Here is a 20,416-nt window from a genome sequence, read left to right as displayed (position 1 = left end):
CGACGCTCCCGCGAGGGGCCTCAGCGCGTGTCGGTCGATTTCATCAAAACTTCACGCCCGCCGCACCTCGCGGCTCCGAAGGCGACGTCGCGGACTGACCTCAACCTGACCGCGGCCTCGAACAATATCAGTCAACCTCAAGAATTCGAGGTCGACTAGGCGACGTTATAATTTCCTTATACTTGCAGAATTCTACAGAGCGGCGCTGCGTTCTTTTCGGGATCATCTTGAAAAGGTAAACTTCCATGCGCGCCCGTCGCCTACTCGTCTCCACGCTTTCGTTCGGCCTACTGATGGTCGCCGCTCCGGACGCGGCGCTGGCGCGTCAGGCGTCGGCCGTGAGCGACGCCTCGCTACAGCAACAGATCGCCGCCGCCGCGAGCAGCGCGGCCCGGCAGCCCGGCTTCGCAAAACTGAGCAAGCAGCAGAAGCTGGCGGCCATCCAGGCGGCGGTGTCGGCAGCGCTCGCCAAGAGCGGCGCCACGCCCCAGCAGATCGCGGCCGCCCTGATCCAGGCAGTCGCCTCCAACATCATCAGCGCTGGCGTCGCGATCTCGATCGCCTCGGCAGTCGCGCCGGAAATGGCCCAGATGGTCGCCAACGCGCCGGTCGTGCTGGCTCAGCTGCAGGCCACCGGCCAGTCGGCCAACATCACCGCATCGACCAACGGAGGCGACGGCGTCAGCGTACTGGTCAACCTGCAAGGCGCGTCTTCGCCAGGCGGCGGCGCGACCAACAATCCAACCACGACGGCCCCATACGACCCCTGCGCGGGCGTCATCGCCACCTATTGCGGCGGCTAGAACGCAAAAACCGGCCGGAACCAGGTGAAAGTTCCGGCCGGTTGATGACGACGAAAGAGACGTCAGCGCGGAGCCAGGTCCACCACCACCGTGCCGGCGTTGCGATTGCGTGACCAGGCCGCGTCGGTCGCGCCGGCGTCGATCGGACGCTCCTTGCCGTAGGACACCGTCTGAAGACGCGCGCTGGAAACGCCTTGGGCGACCAGGAAATCACGAGCGGACGAGGCGCGGCGGGCGCCGAGGGCGAAGTTGTACTCCCGCGTGCCGCGCTCGTCGCAATTGCCGGCGATCAGCACCCGGACTTCGGGATGGCTGGCCAGCCACTGGCCCTGGGCGGCCAGGATCTGCCGGGCCTCGCCGGTCAGGTCGTAGCTGTCCAGAGCGAAGAACACGCGGTCGCCAGCCGTGGCGGCCAGCTCTTCTTGCAGGCTACGCGCGGCGGGGCTGACGTCCAGACTGGGCGGCGCATAGGGCTCGCCGGCCGGCGCGGCTGGCGCTTCCGGCGCGGCGGCGATCGGAGCGGGCTTGGGCTTGGACGCGCAGGCCGACAGGCCCAGAACAACAGCGAGGGTCAGGGGAACGGAAATCAAGCGAGACATGGCGTATCCAGAGACAAGGGTTCGCCGCCATGCAGCCGCCCTGCCCCGCCAAGCTCAAGCATAAGAACCTTATAACGCCGCCCGATGGCGAGCCCAGCATAACGGGCGCATAATTGCCGGCGGCGCTTAGGGTCGACATGGTGTCCCTCCCCGCGACGCGCCGGGCGCGCGTCGGTCGCCCTCGGGATACTTCCTCACGCCCCCCGTGAGGCGCATTGTCCTGCCTGACCGACGCGCGAGTTGCTTTCCCAGGGCGATGATGCCGCAAAACACCCTCGCCGAGTTCCCCTGGCCGACACGCCTGGCCCTGCGTCTCAAGCCCTATGGCGCGGCGTTGGTCTTCACCCTGGCCGCGACCGGCGTCTCCGAGTTGCTCTATCGGCTGTTCGACACCACGCGGCTGTCGATGGTGTTCCTGGCCGGGGTTCTGCTGACCGCCGTGACCCAAGGCGCCTATGCGGGCTACTTCGCCGCCCTGCTCGCCTTCGCCATCTACAATGTCTACCTTGTCGAGCCGCGCTTTACCCTGGAGTTCGCCTCGCCCGAGGACGTGCTGGTGCTGGGGACCTTCCTGGCCGTGGCCATGCTGACCGGCGGCCTGACGGGCCGCCTGCGCGACGAGGCCAAGCGCAACATGATCCGCGCCCGCGCCACGGGCGCCCTGTTCGAGACCAGCCGCCAGCTGTCGTCGGTCGATGACGAGATGGCCATCCGCATGCTGGTCGTCGAGCAGATGGCCGCCGCCGCCAAGGGCGAGGCGGCCATGGTCGACCGCACCATGGTCTGGAGCTTCCCGCGCGCCGACCAGGCCCTGCCTGCGCCGCCGGAGCCGCCGGACTTCAGCGAGCCGGGCTGGTGGGTTCGGGAACTGGTCGCCGACGGGGTCGAACTGGGCGTCGTGGCCTGGCGCGGCGCGGATCGCGTGCCCGACCCCGACAGCGACCGGCTGATCCAGGTGCTGGCCGACCTGGGCGCCGCGGCCGTTCTGCGCGCCCGCCTGTCGACCGAACGTTCTGAGATCGCCGCCGCCACCCGCACCGAGCAGTTGCGCAACGCTCTGCTGTCCTCGATCTCGCACGACCTGCGCACGCCCCTGGCGGCGATCCTGGCCTCGGCCAGCAGCCTGAAGACCTTCGGCGGCCAGTTCCCGCCGGACGTCCAGCATGACCTGGTCACGACCATCGAGGAGGAGGCCGAACGCCTCAACCGCTTCGTCGCCAACCTGCTCAGCATGACCAAGCTGGAGTCCGGCGCCCTGGCGCTGGAAAGCCAGAGCTTCGCGGCCGCCGAGGTGGTCAATCGCGCCGCCGACCGACTGGTTCGGATGGGCAATACGATCACGCGAACCATCGAGGACGAGGCGATGATCCAGGGCGATCCGATCCTACTGGACCAGGCGCTGGGAAATGTCTTGGAGAACGCCGCCCGCTACGGCCGTGACGGCGGTCCGATCGCGGTGCGGGTGCGAGGGCTGGGCGCGGCGGTGCTGATCGAGGTCGCCGATGCGGGCCCCGGCGTGCCCGAGGCCGACCTGCAGCGGATCTTCGAAAAGTTCTACCGCTCGCCCCACTCGGCAGGCGCCAGTCAGGGCACGGGCCTTGGCCTCTCCATCACGCGCGGCCTGGTCGAGGCCATGGGCGGCACGGTCACGGCCGCCGGGCGTTGGGACGGTGCGACCGGCCTCGTGGTCAGCATGATCTTCCCGGGAAAACTCGCCGCATGACCACTGCTCAGATCCTGCTGGTCGACGACGAGCCCCAGCTGGTGCGCGCCCTGACGCCGGCGCTCAAGGCGGCCGGCTACGTCGTGTCGGTGGCAGACAGCGGCCAGGCGGCCCTGGCCCATCTGGCGCAGGAGGGTTGCGACGCCGTCATCCTCGACCTGGGCCTGCCCGACATGGACGGCAAGGCGGTGATCGATCGTATCCGCGAATGGTCCGAAGTGCCCATCGTCGTGCTGTCGGCGCGCGACCTGGAGCAGGAGAAGATCGCCGCCCTGGATCTCGGGGCCGACGACTTCGTCAACAAGCCCTTCGGTGTCGGCGAGCTGCTGGCGCGCCTGCGGGCGGCCATGCGCGGCCGCGAGCGCCGGTTCTCGGCCCGGGCTCGCTTCAAGAGCGGCGATCTCGAGATCAACTTCGCCGACCGCCGCGTCCTGGTGCTGGACGAGGAGATCCGCCTGACGCCGCGCGAGTACGATCTGCTGCGCAGCCTGGCCCGTTATGCCGGCCGGGTGGTCACCCACCGCCAGCTGATGACCGCCGTCTGGGGCGCGGACGCCCATGTCGACGCCCAGTTCGTTCGCGTGCTGGTCGGCCAGGTCCGCCAGAAGATCGAGGAGGAGCCGGCCTCGCCGCGCCTCCTGCTGACCGAGCCGGGCCTGGGCTATCGCCTGTCGCCGGAAGACGAGCACTAAGGGAACACCAGACCGCATGCAGACCGTCGAGATCGTCCTGGCGCTCCTGGCCGCCGTCGTCCTGAGCGGCGCGGCCGCCCGCTTCCTGCCGCTGGCCGTGCCCGCACCTCTGGTCCAGATCGGCCTGGGCGCCCTGATCGCCCTCGTGACCAAGACGCCTGTGGCGCTGGATCCGCAGCTGTTCTTCCTGCTGTTCCTGCCGCCGCTGCTGTTCCTGGACGGCTGGCGCATCCCCAAGGACGACTTCTTCCGAGATCTGCCGATCATCCTGGAGATGGCCCTGGGCCTGGTGGTGCTGACCGTCGTCGGCGCGGGCCTGTTCATCCACTGGATGATCCCGGCCATGCCGGTGGCCGTCGCCTTCGCCCTGGCCGCGGTGATCTCGCCGACCGACCCGATCGCTGTGTCGGCCATCGCCCAGCGGGTGTCGATCCCCAAGCGCCTGATGCACATCCTCGAGGGCGAGTCTCTGCTGAACGACGCCTCGGGCCTGGTCTGCCTGCGCTTCGCCGTCGCCGCCGCCCTGACCGGCGCCTTCGTGCTGCGCGAGGCGGTCCTGACCTTCGCCTGGGTGGCCCTGGCCGGCATCGTGATCGGCGTGGCCACCACCATGGTCATCACCAGCCTGAATGCATGGCTCTCGCGCCGCAGCGCCGAGGACGCCGGTCCCCAGACCCTGGTCAGCCTGCTGATCCCGTTCGCCGCCTATCTGGTCGCCGAAAAGGTCCACGCCTCGGGCATCCTGGCCGCCGTCGCCGCCGGCGTGGCGATGAGCTTCTCCGAAGCCGCCCGCCAGACCGTGGCCGCCACCCGCGTCCGCCGCAACATGGTCTGGGACACCCTGCAGTTCACCGCCAACGGGGTGATCTTCGTGCTGCTGGGCGAGCAGCTGCCGTCGATCCTGGCCGGCGCGGTCGAGACCGTCCACACCACGGGCCATCACGACGCCTGGTGGCTGGGCGTCTATGTCGTGGCCATCACCCTGGGCCTGGGCGTGCTGCGTTTTGGCTGGGTGTGGGGTTCGCTGAAGCTGACTCTGCTGCGCGCCCGCCGGCGCGGCGAGGAACGCGCCAGCCCGGACTGGAAGATCATTGCCGCCACCGCCTGCGCCGGCGCGCGCGGCGCCATCACCCTGGCCGGCGTGCTGACCCTGCCCCTGGCCACCGCCAGCGGCGCGCCCTTCCCGGCCCGTGACCTGGCCATCTTCCTGGCGGCCGGCGTCATCGTGCTGTCCCTGCTGATCTCCAGCATCGCTCTGCCCCTACTCCTCAAGGACCTGCAGCTGCCGCCGGACACCGACAGCCAGGAACAGGCCGCCCAGGCCCGCGCCACCCTGGCCAATGCCGCGATCCATACGGTCGAGCACCTGATGACCGCCTCGCCCCACGCCGACGACCACGACTTCCAGACCGCCACGGCCCGCGTCGCCGACATCTACCGCGACCGTCTCGACAGCCTGGCCCAGTCAGGCGAGGTCGCCATCGCCGCCCGCCGCAGCCAGGTGTTCGAAAAGGACATCCGCCTGTCGGCCCTGGAAGCCGAACGCGAGGCGCTGCGTACGCTCGTTCGGCAACGCACGGTCAATGACGGCGTCAGCGCCCGACTGACCCGGGATCTGGACCTGGCCGAAGCGCGGGCGCGATCGTGAGCCCCAGGCAGGTGCGCAAGGCGCGGGCTTTCGACGCCTAAATCCAAGGCGCCCGCCCTTCGTCCGAGGGCGCGATCAGTATTACACATTGCATCCTTCGTAATAACGACGATCGGATGCGCTCAATGGATACGTCTTCGAACCTCGCACGCCTGAGCGTGAGCCTGCCGGCCGAGCTGATGAACCAGCTCGACGCCATGGTGGCCGAACGCGGCCTGCCCAGCCGCTCGCAGATGATCGCCGAGTTGATCCGCCACGAACTGGCCGAGCACAGCGGCGAGCGTCCCGACGCCGTGCTGGCCGGCACAATTACCCTGATCTACCGCGCCGAAAGCGGCCGGGTGCGCCACGCCCTGGCTCAAGCCCAGCTGGGCTACGTGAAAGAGGTGATCTCGGCTCAGAACGTCTTCCTCGAAGACGACCAGGCCATGGAGGTCCTGCTGGTTCAGGGCCCGGCCGAGCGCCTGCAGCAGCTGTGCGACGACCTGCGCAAGGTGCGCGGCGTCCAGCAGATCAAGCTCGTGACCACCACCGCCCTGCTGCCGCCGCTGCACTTCCACGGCGACGAGCCCGACGGAGAGTCTCCTTGAGCGACACCGCAACGCCCTATGCTGCCCAGGCCCATGCCCGCGCCCAGGCCGGCGCCCGCGTCGAGGCCATGCCGACCCTGCCGGCCAGCGCCGCCGTCGACCTGCCGCCGAGCGTCTCGGCCGCCGACGTCGTCTGGGACGAAACCATCGCGTCGGGCGGCTACGCCAGCCGCCAGATCGCCCGAGGATCACGCCTGCGCCTGACGGATCTCGCCGGCGACGCGGCTGTGTCGCTGCTGATCTTCAACGCCGAGCGCCCGATCGAGCGCCTCAACATCGCCGACACCCTGAAGGTCCAGTGGAACGGCTATCTGGGCCAAGGCCGCCTGTTGCTGTCCGACATGGGCCAGGTGCTGGCCAGCATCGTCGAGGACGAGGCCGGGACCCACGACGCCTTCTGCGGCGCCTCCAACCAAGCCAGCAACGCCCGCAAGTACGGAGACGGCTTCAACCACGGCGCCCATCCCAACGCCCGCGACCGCTTCTCGCTGGGCGTCGCCAAGTTCGGCCTGGGCCGCAAGGACATCCACCCCTGCCTGAACCTCTTCAAGGAGGTCCGTGTCGGCCAGGGCGGCGAGACGGTGATCGATGTCGGCCCCTACGCGCCCGGCCGGTCCCTGACCCTGCGCGCCGAGATGGATTTGATCGTCGTACTGGCCAACTGCCCCCATGTGCTGGATCCGCGCGACGCCTACGCCGTGACCCCGGTGCGCGCCACCGCCTGGCGCGGCCCGGTCACGCCGGCCGCCGACCCGATCCGCAATGCGACGCCCGAAGGCCTGCGCGCCTTCCTGAACGTCGAAGACTACTTCTCGCGCTGAGGCCCCGTCATGGCGTTCGATCCCCCGCCCCTGAACACCATCGTCCACGACGAGATCGTCCCCGCCCGCGCGCCCTGGCTGCACGAAGTGAAGGCCGGACAGACGCTTCGGATCGTCGACCTTGAGGGCAACCAGGCCGTCGACTTCCTGGCCTACAGCGCCGCCGACGACACGGAGCGCTACAGCGCGCAAGACACCATCGCCGCCCAGAAGAACATCTTCCTGCGTGAGGGCTCGGTGCTGCTGTCCAACGAGGGCGCGCCGATGATGACGGTGACCGCGACGGCCGTGGCCTATCACGACACCATCGGCGGGGCCTGCTCGTGCGAGAGCAACACCCTGCGCTACGGCCATCACACCAAGAGCCAGCACGCCTGCGTCGAGAACTTCCTGGTCGCCAACGCCATTGAGGGACGCGGCAAGCGCGACATGGTCAGCAACGTCAACTGGTTCATGAACGTGCCCGTCGAGGCGGACGGCGCGCTGGGCATCGTCGACGGCATCTCCGCGCCCGGCCTCTATGTCGACCTGCGCGCCGAGATGGACGTGATCGTCGTCGTCTCCAACTGCCCCCAGATCAACAACCCCTGCAACGGCTTCAACCCGACGCCGGTGCGTATGATCATCGCCCAGTAGGACCGCGCTCATGTTCGACAAGGTCCTGATCGCCAATCGCGGCGCCATCGCCTGCCGCATCATCCGCACGCTACGGGCCATGGGCGTGAAGTCCGTGGCGGTGTTCAGCGACGCCGACGCCGGCTCGCTGCACGTCTCCCTGGCCGACGAGGCCGTGCGCCTGGGCCCCGCGCCCGCCGCCGAGAGCTACCTGCGCGCCGACCTGGTGCTGGCGGCCGCCAATGCCACGGGCGCTCAGGCTATCCACCCCGGCTACGGCTTCCTCAGCGAGAACGCGGCCTTCGCGGAGGCTTGCGAGAAGGCCGGCGTCGCCTTCATCGGCCCGACCGCCGAGAACATCCGCGCGTTCGGCCTCAAGCATACGGCGCGGGACCTGGCCGAAGCGCACGGCGTGCCACTGGCGCCGGGCACCGACCTGCTGGTCGATCCGGCGGCGGCGTTGGAAGCGGCGGAGCGGATCGGCTTCCCGGTGATCCTGAAGGCCACGGCCGGCGGCGGCGGCATCGGCATGCGGGTCTGCGAAAACGCGCAAGGCGTCGAAGAGGCCTTCGCGGCCGTCCAGCGCCTGGCGACCGGCAACTTCAGCGACGGCGGCGTCTTCCTGGAGCGCTATGTCCGCAAGGCCCGCCACGTCGAGGTGCAGGTGTTCGGCGACGGCGAAGGCAAGGTCGTGGCCCTGGGCGAGCGCGACTGCTCCCTGCAACGCCGCAACCAGAAGGTCGTCGAGGAGACCCCCGCCCCCGGGCTGCCCGCCGCCACCCGCGCGGCCCTATTGGACGCCGCCGTGCGCCTGGCCCAGGCTGCCAACTACCGCTCGGCCGGCACGGTGGAGTTCTTGTACGACGCCGACCGCGACGACTTCTTCTTCCTGGAGGTCAACACCCGGCTACAGGTCGAGCACGGCGTCACCGAGCAGGTCACCGGCATCGATCTCGTGGAATGGATGGTGCGCGGCGCGGCCGGCGACTTCGCCTTCCTCGACGTCCCGCCGCGCGAGCCCAAGGGCGCGTCGATCCAGGTGCGGCTCTATGCCGAGGATCCGGCCCAGGACTATCGCCCCAGCTCCGGCGTGCTCACGCAGGTGGCCTTCCCGAACGGCGTCCGCGCGGACGGCTGGGTGGTAGACGGGACCGAGGTCAGCGCCTTCTACGACCCGCTGCTGGCCAAGCTTATCGTCACCGCGCCCGACCGCGAGGCGGCGGTCGTCGCGCTGCAACAAGCCCTGGACGACACGCGCTTGGCCGGCATCGAGACCAACCTCGGCTGGCTGCGCGCCGTGGTTCACAGCGAACCCTTCACGAGCGGCCAAGTCTCGACCCGTGCCCTGGAGACCGTGACCTGGACGCCCGACACCATCCAGGTACTGAGCGGCGGCCCCGCTACCACGGTGCAGGACTGGCCCGGCCGGCAAGGCTACTGGGACGTCGGCGTGCCGCCCTCGGGGCCGATGGACGCCTTCGCGTTCCGGCTGGGCAACCGCCTGCTGGGCAATGGCGAGGACGCCGCCGGGTTGGAGATCACCGCCCTCGGCCCGACCCTGAAGTTCAACCGCGCCGCCACAGTATGCCTGACCGGCGCCCGCTTCGACGCCCGCCTGGACGGTGCGCCGGTCGAGCCCTATGCGCCACTGACGGTCGCCGCCGGCCAGGTGCTGAAGATCGGTCGCGCGGTCGAGGCCGGCCTGCGGGGCTACCTGCTGTTCCAGGGCGGCCTGGACGTGCCGGAATATCTGGGCAGCCGCTCGACCTTTACCCTGGGTGGTTTCGGCGGCCATGCCGGGCGCAACCTGACGGCCGGGGATGCGCTGCGGCTGCTGGAGCCGGGCGGCGCAATCGCCGCGCCCGCGCTGGCGAACGACCTGCGCCCCGAAACGACCAAGGCCTGGACCATCCGTGTCCTACCCGGTCCGCACGGCGCGCCCGACTTCTTCACACCCGCCGACGTCGCCATGATCGGCGGCACGGACTGGAAGGTGCACTACAACTCCAACCGCACCGGCGTGCGCCTGGTCGGCCCCAAGCCCGAATGGGCGCGACGCGACGGGGGCGAGGCCGGGCTGCACCCGTCCAACATCCACGACAACGCCTACGCCATCGGGGCCGTCGACTTCACCGGCGACATGCCCATAATCCTGGGCCCGGACGGTCCGTCGCTGGGCGGCTTCGTCTGTCCGTTCGTGATCATCCAGGCCGACCTGTGGAAAGCTGGCCAGCTGGCGCCGGGCGACACCGTCCGCTTCGCCGTGGTCGACGACGCGACCGCCGCCGCAGCCCTGGACGCCCAAGAGGCGCTGATCGCCGACCTCGCGGCCTCGCCCGAGCCCGCCGCGCCGCCGGTCAACGAGCAGATCAGCCCGATCCTCCACGAGCTGCCGCAGGACGGCCACCGCCCCCGCGTGCTCTACCGCCGCCAGGGCGATCAACACCTGCTCGTCGAGTACGGACCCATCATGCTGGACCTGGAACTGCGCCTGCGCATCCACGCCCTGCTGCTGGACCTCCAGGCCCAGGCGCTGGAGGGCGTCATCGACCTGACGCCGGGAATCCGCTCGCTGCAGGTCCACTATGACAGCCGCCGTCTCACCCAGGCCCGGCTGCTGGAGATCCTGATCGCCGCCGAGGACCGGCTGGGCGGACTGGACGATTTCGAGATCCCATCTCGCGTCGTCCACCTGCCGCTGAGCTGGAAAGACCCGGCGATCTACCAGACCATCGACAAGTACATGCAGGCCGTGCGTGACGACGCGCCGTGGTGCCCGGACAACATCGAGTTCATCCGCCGAGTCAACGGGCTGGACAGCATCGAGGACGTCAAACGCATCGTCTTCGACGCCCGCTACCTGGTGATGGGCCTGGGCGACGTCTATCTGGGCGCGCCGGTCGCCACGCCGGTCGATCCGCGCCACCGCTTGGTGACCACCAAGTACAACCCCGCCCGCACCTGGACGCCGCCCAACGTGGTCGGCATCGGCGGGGCCTATATGTGCATCTACGGCATGGAGGGTCCAGGCGGCTACCAACTGTTTGGGCGCACGATCCAGGTCTGGAACACCTGGCGGCAAACCGAGGCCTTCACAGACGGCAAGCCCTGGCTGCTGCGGTTCTTTGACCAGATCCGCTTCTTCCCGGTCAGCGCCGACGAGCTGACCGAGTGGCGCCGCGACTTCCCGCTGGGTCGTCGCCAGGTCCGCATTGAGGAAGAGACCTTCCGCCTCTCGGACTACCGCAAGATGCTGGCCGAAGAGGCCGACAGCATCGCCGCCTTCCAGGCCACCCGCCAGGCCGCCTTCGACGCCGAGCGCGCAGACTGGGAGGCCAAGGGCGAGTTCGCACGGATCGAGGCCCTGTCCGGCGTCGCCGATGCCGAGGAAGAAACCGCTGCCGTCAAGGTCCCGCCCGGTGCCGACCTCGTCGAGGCCCCGTTGGGCGGCAATGTCTGGAAGGTGCTGGTCGAGCCCGGCCAGCGGGTCGAGGCCGGCGCCGTGATCGCCATCATCGAGGCCATGAAGGCCGAGTGCGACGTCAACACGCCCGTCGCCGGCGTGGTCAGCGCCGTCTACGCCCAGCCCTCGCAGTCCATCGCCGCCGGCGCGCCGGTCATCGCCGTAACCCCGGACCTGGAAGTCGCCGCGTGAGCTTCGAGCGTATCTCCGTCGAGGCCATCGCCAAGGCCGTCAACGGCGGCGCAAGCGCCATCGCGGTCGCCCAGGCCGCCTTGGACGCGGTCGCGGATTACGACCTGATCCAGCCCCAGGTCTGGATCCTGCGCCTGCCCGCAGAGGCCGTCCTAGCCCAAGCCCGCGCCGTGGACGCCCGCATCGCCGCCGGCGAGACCCTGCCGCTGGCCGGCGTCCCGTTCGCGGTGAAGGACAACATCGACGTCGGCGACTGGCCGACCACCGCCGCCTGCCCGGCCTTCGCTTATACGCCCGAGCGCTCGGCGACCGTGGTCGAGCGGCTGGTCGCGGCCGGCGCGGTGCTGATCGGCAAGACCAACCTCGACCAGTTCGCCACCGGCCTGGTCGGCGCCCGCAGCCCCTACGGCGCGCCGCGCTGCGTGTTCAATCAGGCCTTCGTCAGTGGCGGGTCGAGCTCGGGTTCGGCAGTGGCGGTCGCGGCCGGGCTCGTCGCCTTCTCTTTGGGCACCGACACGGCCGGTTCAGGCCGCGTGCCGGCGGCGTTCAACCACCTCGTGGGCCTCAAGCCCAGTAAGGGTCGCTGGAGCACACGCGGCCTCGTGCCCGCCTGTCGGTTGCTGGACTGCATCAGCGTCTTCGCCGCCGACCTCGCTGGCGCGGCTCTGGTCGATGAGGTGCTGACCGCCTTCGATCCCGAGGACGACTTTTCCCGCCGCCTGCCCGACGCGCCGATCAAGGGTCTGCGCTTCGCGATCCCCCTGCCCGAGCAGCGGATCTTCTTCGGCGACGGCGAGTCCGAGACGCTCTATGCCGCCGCCGTCGCGCGCCTGAAGGCCGCCGGCGGCGTCCCCGTACAGGTCGACATCGCGCCGCTGCTGGACGCGGCCAAGCTGCTCTACAGCGGCCCCTGGGTCGCTGAGCGCACGGCCGCCGTCGAGCCCCTGCTGCGCGCCTCGCCCAGCGCCATCGAGCCGACCGTCCGCGCCATCGTCCAGGGCGGACTGGCCATCACCGGCGTCGAGACCTTCAAGGGCCTCTACGCCCTGGAAGGCTATCGCCGCGCGGCCGAGGCGATCTGGGAGGCGGCGGACTTGCTGTTCCTGCCGACCGCCCCGACCATCTACACGCTGAAGGCGCTCAAGGCCGAGCCGTTGGCGCTGAACGCCAATCTCGGCCTCTACACCAACTTCGTGAACCTGCTGGACCTCAGCGCCCTGGCTGTTCCGGCCGGCTTCCGCACCGACGGCACGGGCTTTGGCGTCACCTTCGTCGGCCCAGCCTTCGCCGATCGCGCGCTACTGGATCTGGCCGCTAGCTATCTGGAGACCTTCCCCATGGCCGACACGCCCCCGCTGGACCTGACGCCCCACAAGCCTGGCGTGAAGCTGGCCGTGGTCGGCGCGCACCTGGGCGGCATGCCGCTGCACTGGCAACTGACCTCGCGCGAGGCCAGGCTAGTCACCGCCACCAAGACCGCGCCGGCCTACAAGCTCTACGCCATCGCCAACTCGACGCCGCCGAAGCCCGCGCTGGTCCATGTCGGCGACGGCGGCAGCTCGATCCTGGTCGAGGTCTACGAACTGGACGTCGAGGCGTTCGGCAGCTTCACCGCCGAAGTCCCCGCCCCGCTGGCGATCGGCACCGTGACCCTGGAGGACGGAACCTCGGTGAAGGGCTTCGTCGCCGAGCCCCGCGCGCTGGACGGCGCGACCGACATTACCCAATTGGGCGGCTGGCGGGCCTATATCGCCTCCCTCGCGAGCTAACATTTCGCACCGCACAACGAAAAAGCCCGTCAACTTGCGTTGGCGGGCTTTTCAGGATCGTCAGAGACGAAGAGCGCCTTAAGCGGTGGTGCGCGCGGCCTTCAGGGCCGAAACGGTGTAGTAGATCAGGCTGAACATCGGACTTTCCGGGTTGCGATCAGGCGAGGACGGTTCCTCGCTATACAACCCATATATGATGACAACGTTGTCACGACAAGACGCAATGCTGCGACGCAACATCGCAGCTACTTGCCCAGCCCCGCCAACGCCTCCGGCCCCACCGCGCCCGGCTTGTCCAGCGGGAAGTCGTAGACGGCTGTCGCGCCGTAGCGATGCGGCGCGTGCGGGTCGCGGCGGCGTTTGTCGAAGGCCAGCACGCGGGTGCCCAGCTTGAAGGCCTCCTTGATGTCGTGGGTGACCATCATGATGGTCAGACCGTTGTCGCGCCAAAGGCCGGTGATCAGCTCGTGCATGTCCAGGCGCACGCCGGGATCAAGGGCGCCGAACGGTTCGTCCAGCAGCAGGATGCGCGGCTTCTTGATCAGCGCCTGGGCGATGGCCAGGCGCTGCTGCATGCCGCCAGACAGCTTGGCCGGATAGAGATCCCCGCTGTCGGAGAGGCCCACAGCGGCCAGCATGGCGTCGGCCTCCTCCAGCGCCTTGCGACGCCTGGCGCCTGACAGCTTGCCCAGGAACGGCGAACCGGCGCAGTCCAGGCCGAACACGACGTTGTCGCGGGCCGACAGGTGCGGGAACACCGAGTACTTCTGGAACACCACGCCCCGATCGGGTCCGGGCTCGGCCCTAAGCTTGTCGCCATCCAGGTCGATGGCGCCGCGGGTCGGCTTTTCCTGGCCGATGATCATCCGCAGGAAGGTGCTCTTGCCCGCGCCGGACGGGCCGACGATCGAGACGAAGCTGCCCTGCGCGATCGACAGGTCGACATTCTCGAGCACGACCTTGTCGCCGTACTCCACCCAGACATTGCGGAAGGTCAGCAGGCCGCCCATCAGCGCGCCCTTTCCGGATAGGCCCACGGATAGGCGCGGCGGGCGATCAGCTTCAGCGCGACATCCATCGCCACGGCCAGGATCGAGATCCAGGCGACGTAGGGCAGGATGATGTCCATCGACAGGTAGCGGCGGACCAGGAAGATGCGGTAGCCCAGGCCGCTGTCGGCGGCGATCGCCTCGGCCGAGATCAGGTAGACCCAGGCCGGGCACAGCGACAGGCGCAGGCTGTCGATCAGGCGCGGCATGGCCTGGGGCAAGGCCACGCGCAGGGCCAACTGCCAGGTGCTGGAGCCCAGGGTCTGAGCCTTGACCAGCTGTTCTTCGGGGATGGCCGCGACGTGGGCGGCGAGGTCGCGGACCATGACCGGCGTCACCCCGATGACGATCAGGGCGATCTTGGCCGTCTCTCCCAGGCCGAAGACGATGAACAGGATCGGCAGCACGGCGATCGGCGGGATCACCGCGATCGCCGCCACCAACGGTCCGAACTTGGCCCGCAGCAACGGCAGCAGGCCAAGCCCCAGGCCCAGGATCAGGCTCAGCGCCGTGGCGATCAGCAGCGCCAGGCCGATGCGCTCCAGGCTGGCCAGGGTGTCGACCAGCAACGGCGCGTGGCCGGTCAGCGGATCGACCCTGGCCATCAGCTGCACTGCCTCGACCATGGCGGTCGGGGTCGGCAGCAGCTTGTCGCGCGGGTTCTCCGCGTGACGAGCCTGGGAGGCCATCAGGTAGAGCAGCGCCGCGGCCAGCAGCGGGATCATCCCGAGCAGGACCGCGAGACCGCCTCGGGGCCTGACGTTGAGGAGGCGCATGATGGCTAGAGCTTACCGTCGGCGGCCTGCTGCACGTAGGTCGTGTCAAAGCGTAGCTTGACGTTCTTGGGGTCGCCCAGGGTCTTGCCGCCCGGGAAGCTGATGCCGATGTCGTCCACCGACTTCGCGCCCTGGCCGAACAGGCCCATGCTGAAGCTGAACTTGCGCACGCGGTCGTTGGCGGTGACGAGGTCAGGGCTGACCGTCGCGGCAAGGGCCGCCTTCGGTTCGGCGTAGAGGTGGGTGGTCTTCAGCTGACCTTCGAAGCTGGCCAGGTCCGAGCCCGACAGCTTGGCCATCTGCTCGCGGGCCGCCTTGCCTTCCGGCGTCTGGGCCACGGTCAGGGCCATGGTTTCGTACCAGATGCCGGTCAGGGCCTTGCCCAGGTTCGGATTGGCCTTGAGCGTCTCGGTGCTGACCATCAGGCCGTCCAGGATCTCGCCTGGGATCATCGAGCTGTTGAAGACCTCGGTCGCGCCGGGCGCCTTCTTCACTTCCGACAGCTGCGGGTTCCAGGTCACCAGGGCCTTGGTGTCGGCCGCGCCGAAGGCGGCGACGATGTCGGCGTCGGACGTGTTGATCGTCTTGACGTCGCTCATCTTGAGGCCGGCCTTCTCCAGGGCGCGAGCCAGCAGATAGTGCGAGACCGACAGCTCGACGAGGTTGACCGGACGGCCCTTCAGCTCGGCGAGGCTCGTCCCGTTCTTCAGCACCACGCCGTCGTTGCCGTCGGAGTAGTCGCCGATCATCACCACGGTGGTGTCCTTGCCGGCGGCGGCCGGCACGGTCAGGGCGTCCATGTTGGTGGCGGTGACGCCATCCAGCTTGCCAGCCGAATACTGGTTCAGCGACTCCACATAGTCGTTGATCTGCACCAGCTCGATCTTCACGCCGTACTTGTCGGCCCACTTCTTCACAATGCCCGACTGCTGGGCATAGGCCCACGGCATCCAGCCGGCATAGATGGTCCAGCCGATCTTGTACTCGGTCTTGGCCGCTTCGGCGGACGCCGCCGGCGCGGCCTTGTCGGCGCCCTTCGGCCCGCACGAGGCGAGTGTAAGGGCCAGGGTCGATACGGCCAAGGCCGCCATGAAACGCTTGCGGGTGAACAGGACACTCATCAGCGGCTCCCTCCGAATTCGCTGCCAGAACGCGTTGAAGGAAGCGTTTTTCATATTACGAGTTGGCGCAATCGTAATACTGACGCACCGCCGCGACCGCCTTTCCATCAAGGCCGATCTGCCGAAAAAGCAGGCCGATCCACCGCAGAGGCGCCGCATCCCGCGCCGTTCTCGTCGCCCTAGGCAGTTCCCCGCGCCTGAACCGTATGCCCAGGCCATCCACTCCCCCAGCCTCGATCTGCATACGGAGGCTGCGAACATGTTGAGCAAACTGATGGCGGGCGCCTGGTCCATTCTGCGTGATGGTTTCACCGCTCGCGGCGGGCGCTACTGGCTCACCTGAGCACCCTAGAGAATTCCTGATAAGACCGCTGAGGATAAGTCTATTGAATGGATAGGAATTAAACGTCCTACTTCGAGACCCGTGGCGCATCCGCCGCGACTTTTCGAAGAAAGGCGTGACCGATGTCCTCGGCGATCGCGTTTGAGTCCCCATCGCCAGCCCTCGAGGCCCGGTCGTGAACGCACCGGCTCTTCGACTGCAGCCCGCCCGGCTGCCGGATCTGGATGCGATCCTGCCCGGCCTGACTCAGGCCTTCGCCGAGACCGCCGGCCAGCACGATCGCGAGGCCAGCTTCCCCGCCCAGAACTTCCGCCTTCTCCATGACGCCGGCCTGCTGGCCCTGACCGCGCCGGCGCGCCTGGGCGGGCTGGAGGCCGACCTGCCGACGGCGCTGAAGGTGATCTCGGCCGTCGCGCGCGGCGAGCCCGCCACGGCGCTGGTATTGGTCATGCAGTACCTGTTCCACGCCTCGGTCGAGGGCCGTTCGGGCTGGCCCGAGCACCTGAAGCAGCGGGTGATCGGCGAGGCGATCGAGCATGGCGCCCTGATCAACGCCCTGCGGGTCGAGCCGGACCTCGGCACCCCCGCTCGTGGCGGCCTGCCCGCCACCATCGCCCGCCGCACGTCCGAGGGCTGGCGGATCAGCGGCCGCAAGATCTACTCCACCGGCTCGACCAACCTGACCTGGTTCGTGGTCTGGGCGCGCAGCGATGACGCCGAACCCCTGGTCGGCGGCTGGCTTGTCCGCGCCGACACGCCCGGCATCGTCATCGAAGAGAGCTGGGACCACCTGGGCCTGCGCGCCAGCGCCAGCCACGACGTGGTGTTCGAGGACGTGCTGGTCCCGCTGGACCACGCCCTGGACCCGCAACCCGTTGGCGCGCCACCGCCCTACCCGGCCAATTTCGCGGCCTGGTCGTCGGTGCTGACCTCGGCGATCTACGACGCCGTCGCCCGTGCGGCCCGCGACTGGCTGGTCGAGTTCCTGGCCAATCGCAAGCCAGCCAACCTGGGCGCGGCCCTGTCGACCCTGCCCCGTTTCCAGGAAGCGGTCGGCGAGATCGATGGCCTGCTGCTGTCCAACCGCGTCCTGCTGGACACCGCCGCGCGTGGCGAGGTCGGCGGCGTCGAAGCCAGCCTGGTCAAGCACCTGGTCACCGAGAACGCCATCAGCGCCGTCGAGAAGGCCCTGAAGCTGACCGGCAATCCGGGCCTGACCCGCGCCAACCCGCTGGAGCGCCATCATCGCGACGTCCTGTGCGGCCGGGTCCACACGCCCCAGGCCGATGTGGTGCTGACCAGCGCCGGCCGCGCCGCCTTCGCGGGGATTTCCGCATGAGCCGCGTCGTCGTCGCCAGCCAGCTGCCCGAGGTCTTCAACAGCGTCTTCGCCCAGCACGCGGCCGACGCCGAGATCATCGCCGTCCCGCCGGGCCTGACCACGCCCCTGCCGCCCAAGGCCAATGTCCTGGTCGCCGCCCCCTTCCGGAAGGCCGGCGGCGTCCTGCCCGAGCGCGCGCCGCCCGGCTGGCCGTTCGACGTGCGCTGGGTGCAGTTGGTCTCGGTCGGCATCGACTTCTATCCGGACTGGCTGTTCGACGGCCCGGTCGTCACCTCGGCGCGCGGCTCGTCCGCCGTGGCCCTGGCCGAGTTCGCCCTGGCCGCCATCCTGGCCGAGGCCAAGCGCCTGCCCGACATCTGGATCGACAGCGCCCACCGCTGGGCGCCGCAGCAGCTGAAGCTGGTCGCCGGCTCGACGCTGGGCCTCGTGGGCTTTGGCGCCATCGGCGAAGCCCTGGCCCCGCGCGCCCAGGCGCTGGGAATCAAGGTCCTGGCCACCCGCCGCTCGGACGCGCCGATCCCGGTGCCCGGCGTCGAGCGGGTCGGCGACCTGAAGGCCCTGTTCGAGCGCAGCGACCATGTCGTCCTCGCCGCGCCGGCCACGCCAGAGACCGAGCGGATCATCAACCGCGACCTGCTGCTGCACGCCAAGCCGGGCCTGCACCTGATCAACATCGCTCGCGGCGCCCTGATCGACGACGAGGCCCTGCTGGCGGCGCTGGACGAAGGCCGCGTCGGCCGCGCCAGCCTGGACGTCACCTTCCCCGAGCCGCTGCCGGACGCCCATCCGTTCTACGCCCACCCCAAGGTGCGCCTGTCGCCGCATACCTCGGTGCACACGCCCGACACCCGCATCAATCTGGCGACCCAGTTCGCCGAGAACCTCGCCCGCTTCCGATCCGGCGCGCCCCTGGCCGACGTCGTCGATCTGTCGCGCGGCTACTGAAGGACAACGCCATGACCGCCATCCCTTCCGCGCGGGACTTCAGGTCCGCCGGGCCGCATCCGACCAAGATCGAGACCGTCCTGCCCGAGTTCGGCACGCGCGAGATCCCGCGCCAGCCGACCCACGAGCTCGAGCGCCTGTATCGCAAGCAGCGCCTGGCCGCCTCGTACCGCCTGTTCGGCCGCTACGGCTTCGACATGGGCGGGGCGGGCCACATCACTGCCCGCGATCCGGAGCTGACCGACCACTTCTGGGTCAATCCGTTCGGCGTCCACTTCAGCCGGATCAAGGTCTCGGACCTGATGTTGGTCAGCCATTCGGGCGAGATCGTCGAGCCGCCGGCCAAGGTCCCGCCGCGCCTGAACCGCGCCGCCTTCGCCATCCATTCCCAGCTGCACGAGGCCCGCCCCGACGTGGTCGCCGCGGCCCACTCGCACTCGCTGTATGGCAAGGCGTGGTCCTCCCTGGGCCGGCTGTTGGATCCGCTGACCCAGGACTCGGCGGCCTTCTACGACGACCACGCCCTGTTCGAGGAGTTTTCGGGCGTCGTGCTCGACACCAGTGAGGGCCAGAAAATCGCCCAGGCGCTGGGGCCCAAGAAGGCCGTCATCCTCCAGAACCACGGCATTCTGACCGTCGGCCAGTCGGTCGAGGCAGCCGTCTGGCGCTATCTGGCCATGGAGAACGCCTGCCAGGCCCAACTGCTGGCCGAGGCCGCCGGCCCGACCAAGCCGATGCCGCCAGAGGTCGCCAAGCACACCGCCGGCCAGGTCGGCACCGAGACCGGCGGCTTCTGGGCCTTCCAGGCCTATTGGGAAATCGTCACCGAAGAAGAGCCGGACCTGTTCGACTGATGACCGATTTTTCCTTCTCGCGCCGTGGCTTGATGCTCGGCGGCCTGTCGCTCACGGGTTTGTCGCTGGCCGGTCTCGCGGCCTGCGCGCCGAAACCGACCGCCGCCCCCGGCGATCTGTCCGACCTGACCCTGCGGGTGGCCACCTATCGCGGCAATCCCGAGAGCTTCTTCAAGGAAGCCGGCGTCGGAGAGCCGCCCTACAACCTGGCCCGCACCCAGTTCGCCGGCGGCAACCTGATCGCCGAGGCGATCAATGCCCGCGCACTCGACTTCGGCGGCATGAGCGAGATCCCACCGATCTTCGTGGCCGGCCATCCGGGCAACCAGGTCCGTATCGTCGGCGCGCTGCAGGGCGACGTGAACAACCAGGTCGTGCTCGTGCCCAAGGGCTCGCCAGCCCAGGACTTCGCCCAGCTGAAGGGCAAGCGCATCGGTTATGTGAAGGCCACGACCTCGCACTACATCCTGCTGCGCCTCTTGGAAAAGGCCGGCCTGACCTGGGCCGACATCACCCCGGTGGCGCTGTCGCCGCAGGACGGGCTGGCCGCCTTCCAGAGTGGCGCGCTCGACGCCTGGGTGATCTACGGCGTCATCGTCTACCAGGCCCGCGAGGCCGGGGCGCGGGTGCTGACCACGGCTCAGGGCATCCTGTCGGGCAACTACCTGATCGCGGCCGCCAAGGAGGCGCTGGACGATCCCACGCGGCTGAAGGCGATCGGCGACTACGTCCAGCGCTATCGCAAGGTGTTCGACTGGATCAACGCCGACGGCGTGCGCTGGGCCAAGGTCCGGACGGCGGCGACCGGCGTCAAGCAGAGCTACTACGAGCAGGAATTCCGCGAGCGCAGTTCGCCCTCGATCCTGGGCCCGATCAGCGATGCGGCGATCGCTTCGCAGCAGGCCGTGGCCGACACCTTCGCCGCCGCCAAGATCCTTCCCGGTGCGGTTCAGGTCAAATCATTGTGGGACGACCGGCTGATGCCCTTCTTCAAATGAGTTTCGAAGTTCAAATATAGAACTTCACATCTCACGATATGAGCAAATCTATCGCGTTCTGAATTTTATATTCG

The 20,416-nt window shown here is 69.0% G+C and carries 18 protein-coding genes; 14 read left to right on the top strand and 4 right to left on the bottom strand.

What is annotated here, in order from left to right; translation table 11 throughout:
* The first annotated feature begins 245 nt into the window (after positions 1–245).
* Complete coding sequence (locus AC1RR5_RS23240; RefSeq protein ID WP_492925511.1) at positions 246–803, top strand: hypothetical protein; 558 nt, start codon at positions 246–248, stop codon at positions 801–803.
* A 62-nt stretch (positions 804–865) separates the two neighbouring features.
* Here the strand turns inward: AC1RR5_RS23240 and pal are convergent, their stop codons facing one another.
* Positions 866–1,402 carry a peptidoglycan-associated lipoprotein Pal gene (gene pal / locus AC1RR5_RS23235; RefSeq protein ID WP_492925509.1) on the bottom strand — a complete coding sequence of 179 codons (537 nt, stop codon included), beginning with the start codon at positions 1,400–1,402 and terminating at the stop codon, positions 866–868.
* Between the two features lie 259 nt (positions 1,403–1,661).
* Between pal and AC1RR5_RS23230 the strand changes: the two genes are divergently transcribed.
* The 8 genes from AC1RR5_RS23230 (at position 1,662) to atzF (ending at position 12,915) form a co-directional block, all read left to right on the top strand.
* Entirely contained in the window at positions 1,662–3,125 is a 1,464-nt protein-coding gene (locus tag AC1RR5_RS23230) for an ATP-binding protein (RefSeq protein ID WP_492925507.1), read from the top strand.
* On the top strand, positions 3,122–3,817 hold the full coding sequence (locus tag AC1RR5_RS23225; RefSeq protein WP_492925505.1) for a response regulator: 696 nt from the start codon (positions 3,122–3,124) through the stop codon (positions 3,815–3,817). The genes AC1RR5_RS23230 and AC1RR5_RS23225 overlap by 4 nt, the downstream gene beginning before the upstream one ends.
* A gap of 16 nt (positions 3,818–3,833) precedes the next feature.
* Complete coding sequence (locus tag AC1RR5_RS23220) at positions 3,834–5,465, top strand: Na+/H+ antiporter (protein WP_492925503.1); 1,632 nt, start codon at positions 3,834–3,836, stop codon at positions 5,463–5,465.
* 116 nt (positions 5,466–5,581) lie between these two features.
* Positions 5,582–6,055 carry a CopG family ribbon-helix-helix protein gene (locus AC1RR5_RS23215; protein WP_492925501.1) on the top strand — a complete coding sequence of 158 codons (474 nt, stop codon included), beginning with the start codon at positions 5,582–5,584 and terminating at the stop codon, positions 6,053–6,055.
* Entirely contained in the window at positions 6,052–6,876 is an 825-nt protein-coding gene (locus AC1RR5_RS23210) for an urea amidolyase associated protein UAAP1 (protein WP_492925499.1), read from the top strand. Before AC1RR5_RS23215 ends, AC1RR5_RS23210 begins: the two co-directional genes overlap by 4 nt.
* A gap of 9 nt (positions 6,877–6,885) precedes the next feature.
* Positions 6,886–7,512 (top strand): urea amidolyase associated protein UAAP2, encoded by a 627-nt coding sequence (locus AC1RR5_RS23205; RefSeq protein ID WP_492925497.1) that lies wholly within the window; start codon positions 6,886–6,888, stop codon positions 7,510–7,512.
* 10 nt (positions 7,513–7,522) lie between these two features.
* Positions 7,523–11,146, top strand: a complete 3,624-nt coding sequence (uca, locus tag AC1RR5_RS23200) for an urea carboxylase (protein WP_492925495.1) — start codon at positions 7,523–7,525, stop codon at positions 11,144–11,146.
* Positions 11,143–12,915, top strand: coding sequence for an allophanate hydrolase (atzF, locus tag AC1RR5_RS23195; protein ID WP_492925493.1), 1,773 nt, complete (start codon positions 11,143–11,145; stop codon positions 12,913–12,915). Before uca ends, atzF begins: the two co-directional genes overlap by 4 nt.
* 245 nt (positions 12,916–13,160) lie before the next feature.
* Here the strand turns inward: atzF and AC1RR5_RS23190 are convergent, their stop codons facing one another.
* The 3 genes from AC1RR5_RS23190 to AC1RR5_RS23180 are packed head-to-tail and all read right to left on the bottom strand — an operon-like array spanning position 13,161 to position 15,861.
* Positions 13,161–13,925: an ABC transporter ATP-binding protein gene (locus tag AC1RR5_RS23190; RefSeq protein WP_492925491.1), complete on the bottom strand. Its 765-nt coding sequence runs from the start codon at positions 13,923–13,925 to the stop codon at positions 13,161–13,163.
* The gene (locus tag AC1RR5_RS23185; RefSeq protein WP_492925489.1) at positions 13,925–14,740 is read right to left on the bottom strand and encodes an ABC transporter permease; all 816 of its coding nucleotides are present in this window, start codon (positions 14,738–14,740) and stop codon (positions 13,925–13,927) included. Before AC1RR5_RS23185 ends, AC1RR5_RS23190 begins: the two co-directional genes overlap by 1 nt.
* Before the next feature lie 5 nt (positions 14,741–14,745).
* Positions 14,746–15,861, bottom strand: coding sequence for a putative urea ABC transporter substrate-binding protein (locus AC1RR5_RS23180; RefSeq protein ID WP_492925487.1), 1,116 nt, complete (start codon positions 15,859–15,861; stop codon positions 14,746–14,748).
* Between AC1RR5_RS23180 and AC1RR5_RS23175 the strand changes: the two genes are divergently transcribed.
* From AC1RR5_RS23175 to AC1RR5_RS23155, 5 genes are all read left to right on the top strand, one after another.
* Positions 15,830–16,204, top strand: coding sequence for a hypothetical protein (locus AC1RR5_RS23175; RefSeq protein WP_492925485.1), 375 nt, complete (start codon positions 15,830–15,832; stop codon positions 16,202–16,204). The two genes, AC1RR5_RS23180 and AC1RR5_RS23175, sit on opposite strands and share 32 nt — an antisense overlap.
* A gap of 175 nt (positions 16,205–16,379) precedes the next feature.
* The gene (locus AC1RR5_RS23170; RefSeq protein ID WP_492925483.1) at positions 16,380–17,543 is read left to right on the top strand and encodes an acyl-CoA dehydrogenase family protein; all 1,164 of its coding nucleotides are present in this window, start codon (positions 16,380–16,382) and stop codon (positions 17,541–17,543) included.
* Complete coding sequence (locus AC1RR5_RS23165) at positions 17,540–18,490, top strand: D-isomer specific 2-hydroxyacid dehydrogenase family protein (RefSeq protein WP_492925481.1); 951 nt, start codon at positions 17,540–17,542, stop codon at positions 18,488–18,490. The genes AC1RR5_RS23170 and AC1RR5_RS23165 overlap by 4 nt, the downstream gene beginning before the upstream one ends.
* An 11-nt stretch (positions 18,491–18,501) precedes the next feature.
* Positions 18,502–19,344, top strand: coding sequence for a class II aldolase/adducin family protein (locus tag AC1RR5_RS23160; protein ID WP_492925479.1), 843 nt, complete (start codon positions 18,502–18,504; stop codon positions 19,342–19,344).
* Positions 19,344–20,342, top strand: a complete 999-nt coding sequence (locus AC1RR5_RS23155) for an ABC transporter substrate-binding protein (RefSeq protein WP_492925477.1) — start codon at positions 19,344–19,346, stop codon at positions 20,340–20,342. Before AC1RR5_RS23160 ends, AC1RR5_RS23155 begins: the two co-directional genes overlap by 1 nt.
* Positions 20,343–20,416: the final 74 nt, after the last annotated feature.

It is taken from the genome of Caulobacter sp. GW821-FHT11E11, assembly GCF_058808315.1.
Note: the sequence above shows the minus strand (reverse complement) of the source record. Positions and strands in the feature narration are given on the sequence as shown.

Coding starts and splice junctions, on each gene's coding strand:
- AC1RR5_RS23240 (WP_492925511.1), top strand. CDS start 246: ATGCGCGCCCGTCGCCTACTCGTCTCCACGCTTTCGTTCGGCCTACTG.
- pal (WP_492925509.1), bottom strand. CDS start 1,402: ATGTCTCGCTTGATTTCCGTTCCCCTGACCCTCGCTGTTGTTCTGGGC.
- AC1RR5_RS23230 (WP_492925507.1), top strand. CDS start 1,662: ATGCCGCAAAACACCCTCGCCGAGTTCCCCTGGCCGACACGCCTGGCC.
- AC1RR5_RS23225 (WP_492925505.1), top strand. CDS start 3,122: ATGACCACTGCTCAGATCCTGCTGGTCGACGACGAGCCCCAGCTGGTG.
- AC1RR5_RS23220 (WP_492925503.1), top strand. CDS start 3,834: ATGCAGACCGTCGAGATCGTCCTGGCGCTCCTGGCCGCCGTCGTCCTG.
- AC1RR5_RS23215 (WP_492925501.1), top strand. CDS start 5,582: ATGCGCTCAATGGATACGTCTTCGAACCTCGCACGCCTGAGCGTGAGC.
- AC1RR5_RS23205 (WP_492925497.1), top strand. CDS start 6,886: ATGGCGTTCGATCCCCCGCCCCTGAACACCATCGTCCACGACGAGATC.
- uca (WP_492925495.1), top strand. CDS start 7,523: ATGTTCGACAAGGTCCTGATCGCCAATCGCGGCGCCATCGCCTGCCGC.
- AC1RR5_RS23190 (WP_492925491.1), bottom strand. CDS start 13,925: ATGGGCGGCCTGCTGACCTTCCGCAATGTCTGGGTGGAGTACGGCGAC.
- AC1RR5_RS23185 (WP_492925489.1), bottom strand. CDS start 14,740: ATGCGCCTCCTCAACGTCAGGCCCCGAGGCGGTCTCGCGGTCCTGCTC.
- AC1RR5_RS23175 (WP_492925485.1), top strand. CDS start 15,830: ATGAAACGCTTGCGGGTGAACAGGACACTCATCAGCGGCTCCCTCCGA.
- AC1RR5_RS23180 (WP_492925487.1), bottom strand. CDS start 15,861: ATGAGTGTCCTGTTCACCCGCAAGCGTTTCATGGCGGCCTTGGCCGTA.
- AC1RR5_RS23165 (WP_492925481.1), top strand. CDS start 17,540: ATGAGCCGCGTCGTCGTCGCCAGCCAGCTGCCCGAGGTCTTCAACAGC.
- AC1RR5_RS23160 (WP_492925479.1), top strand. CDS start 18,502: ATGACCGCCATCCCTTCCGCGCGGGACTTCAGGTCCGCCGGGCCGCAT.
- AC1RR5_RS23155 (WP_492925477.1), top strand. CDS start 19,344: ATGACCGATTTTTCCTTCTCGCGCCGTGGCTTGATGCTCGGCGGCCTG.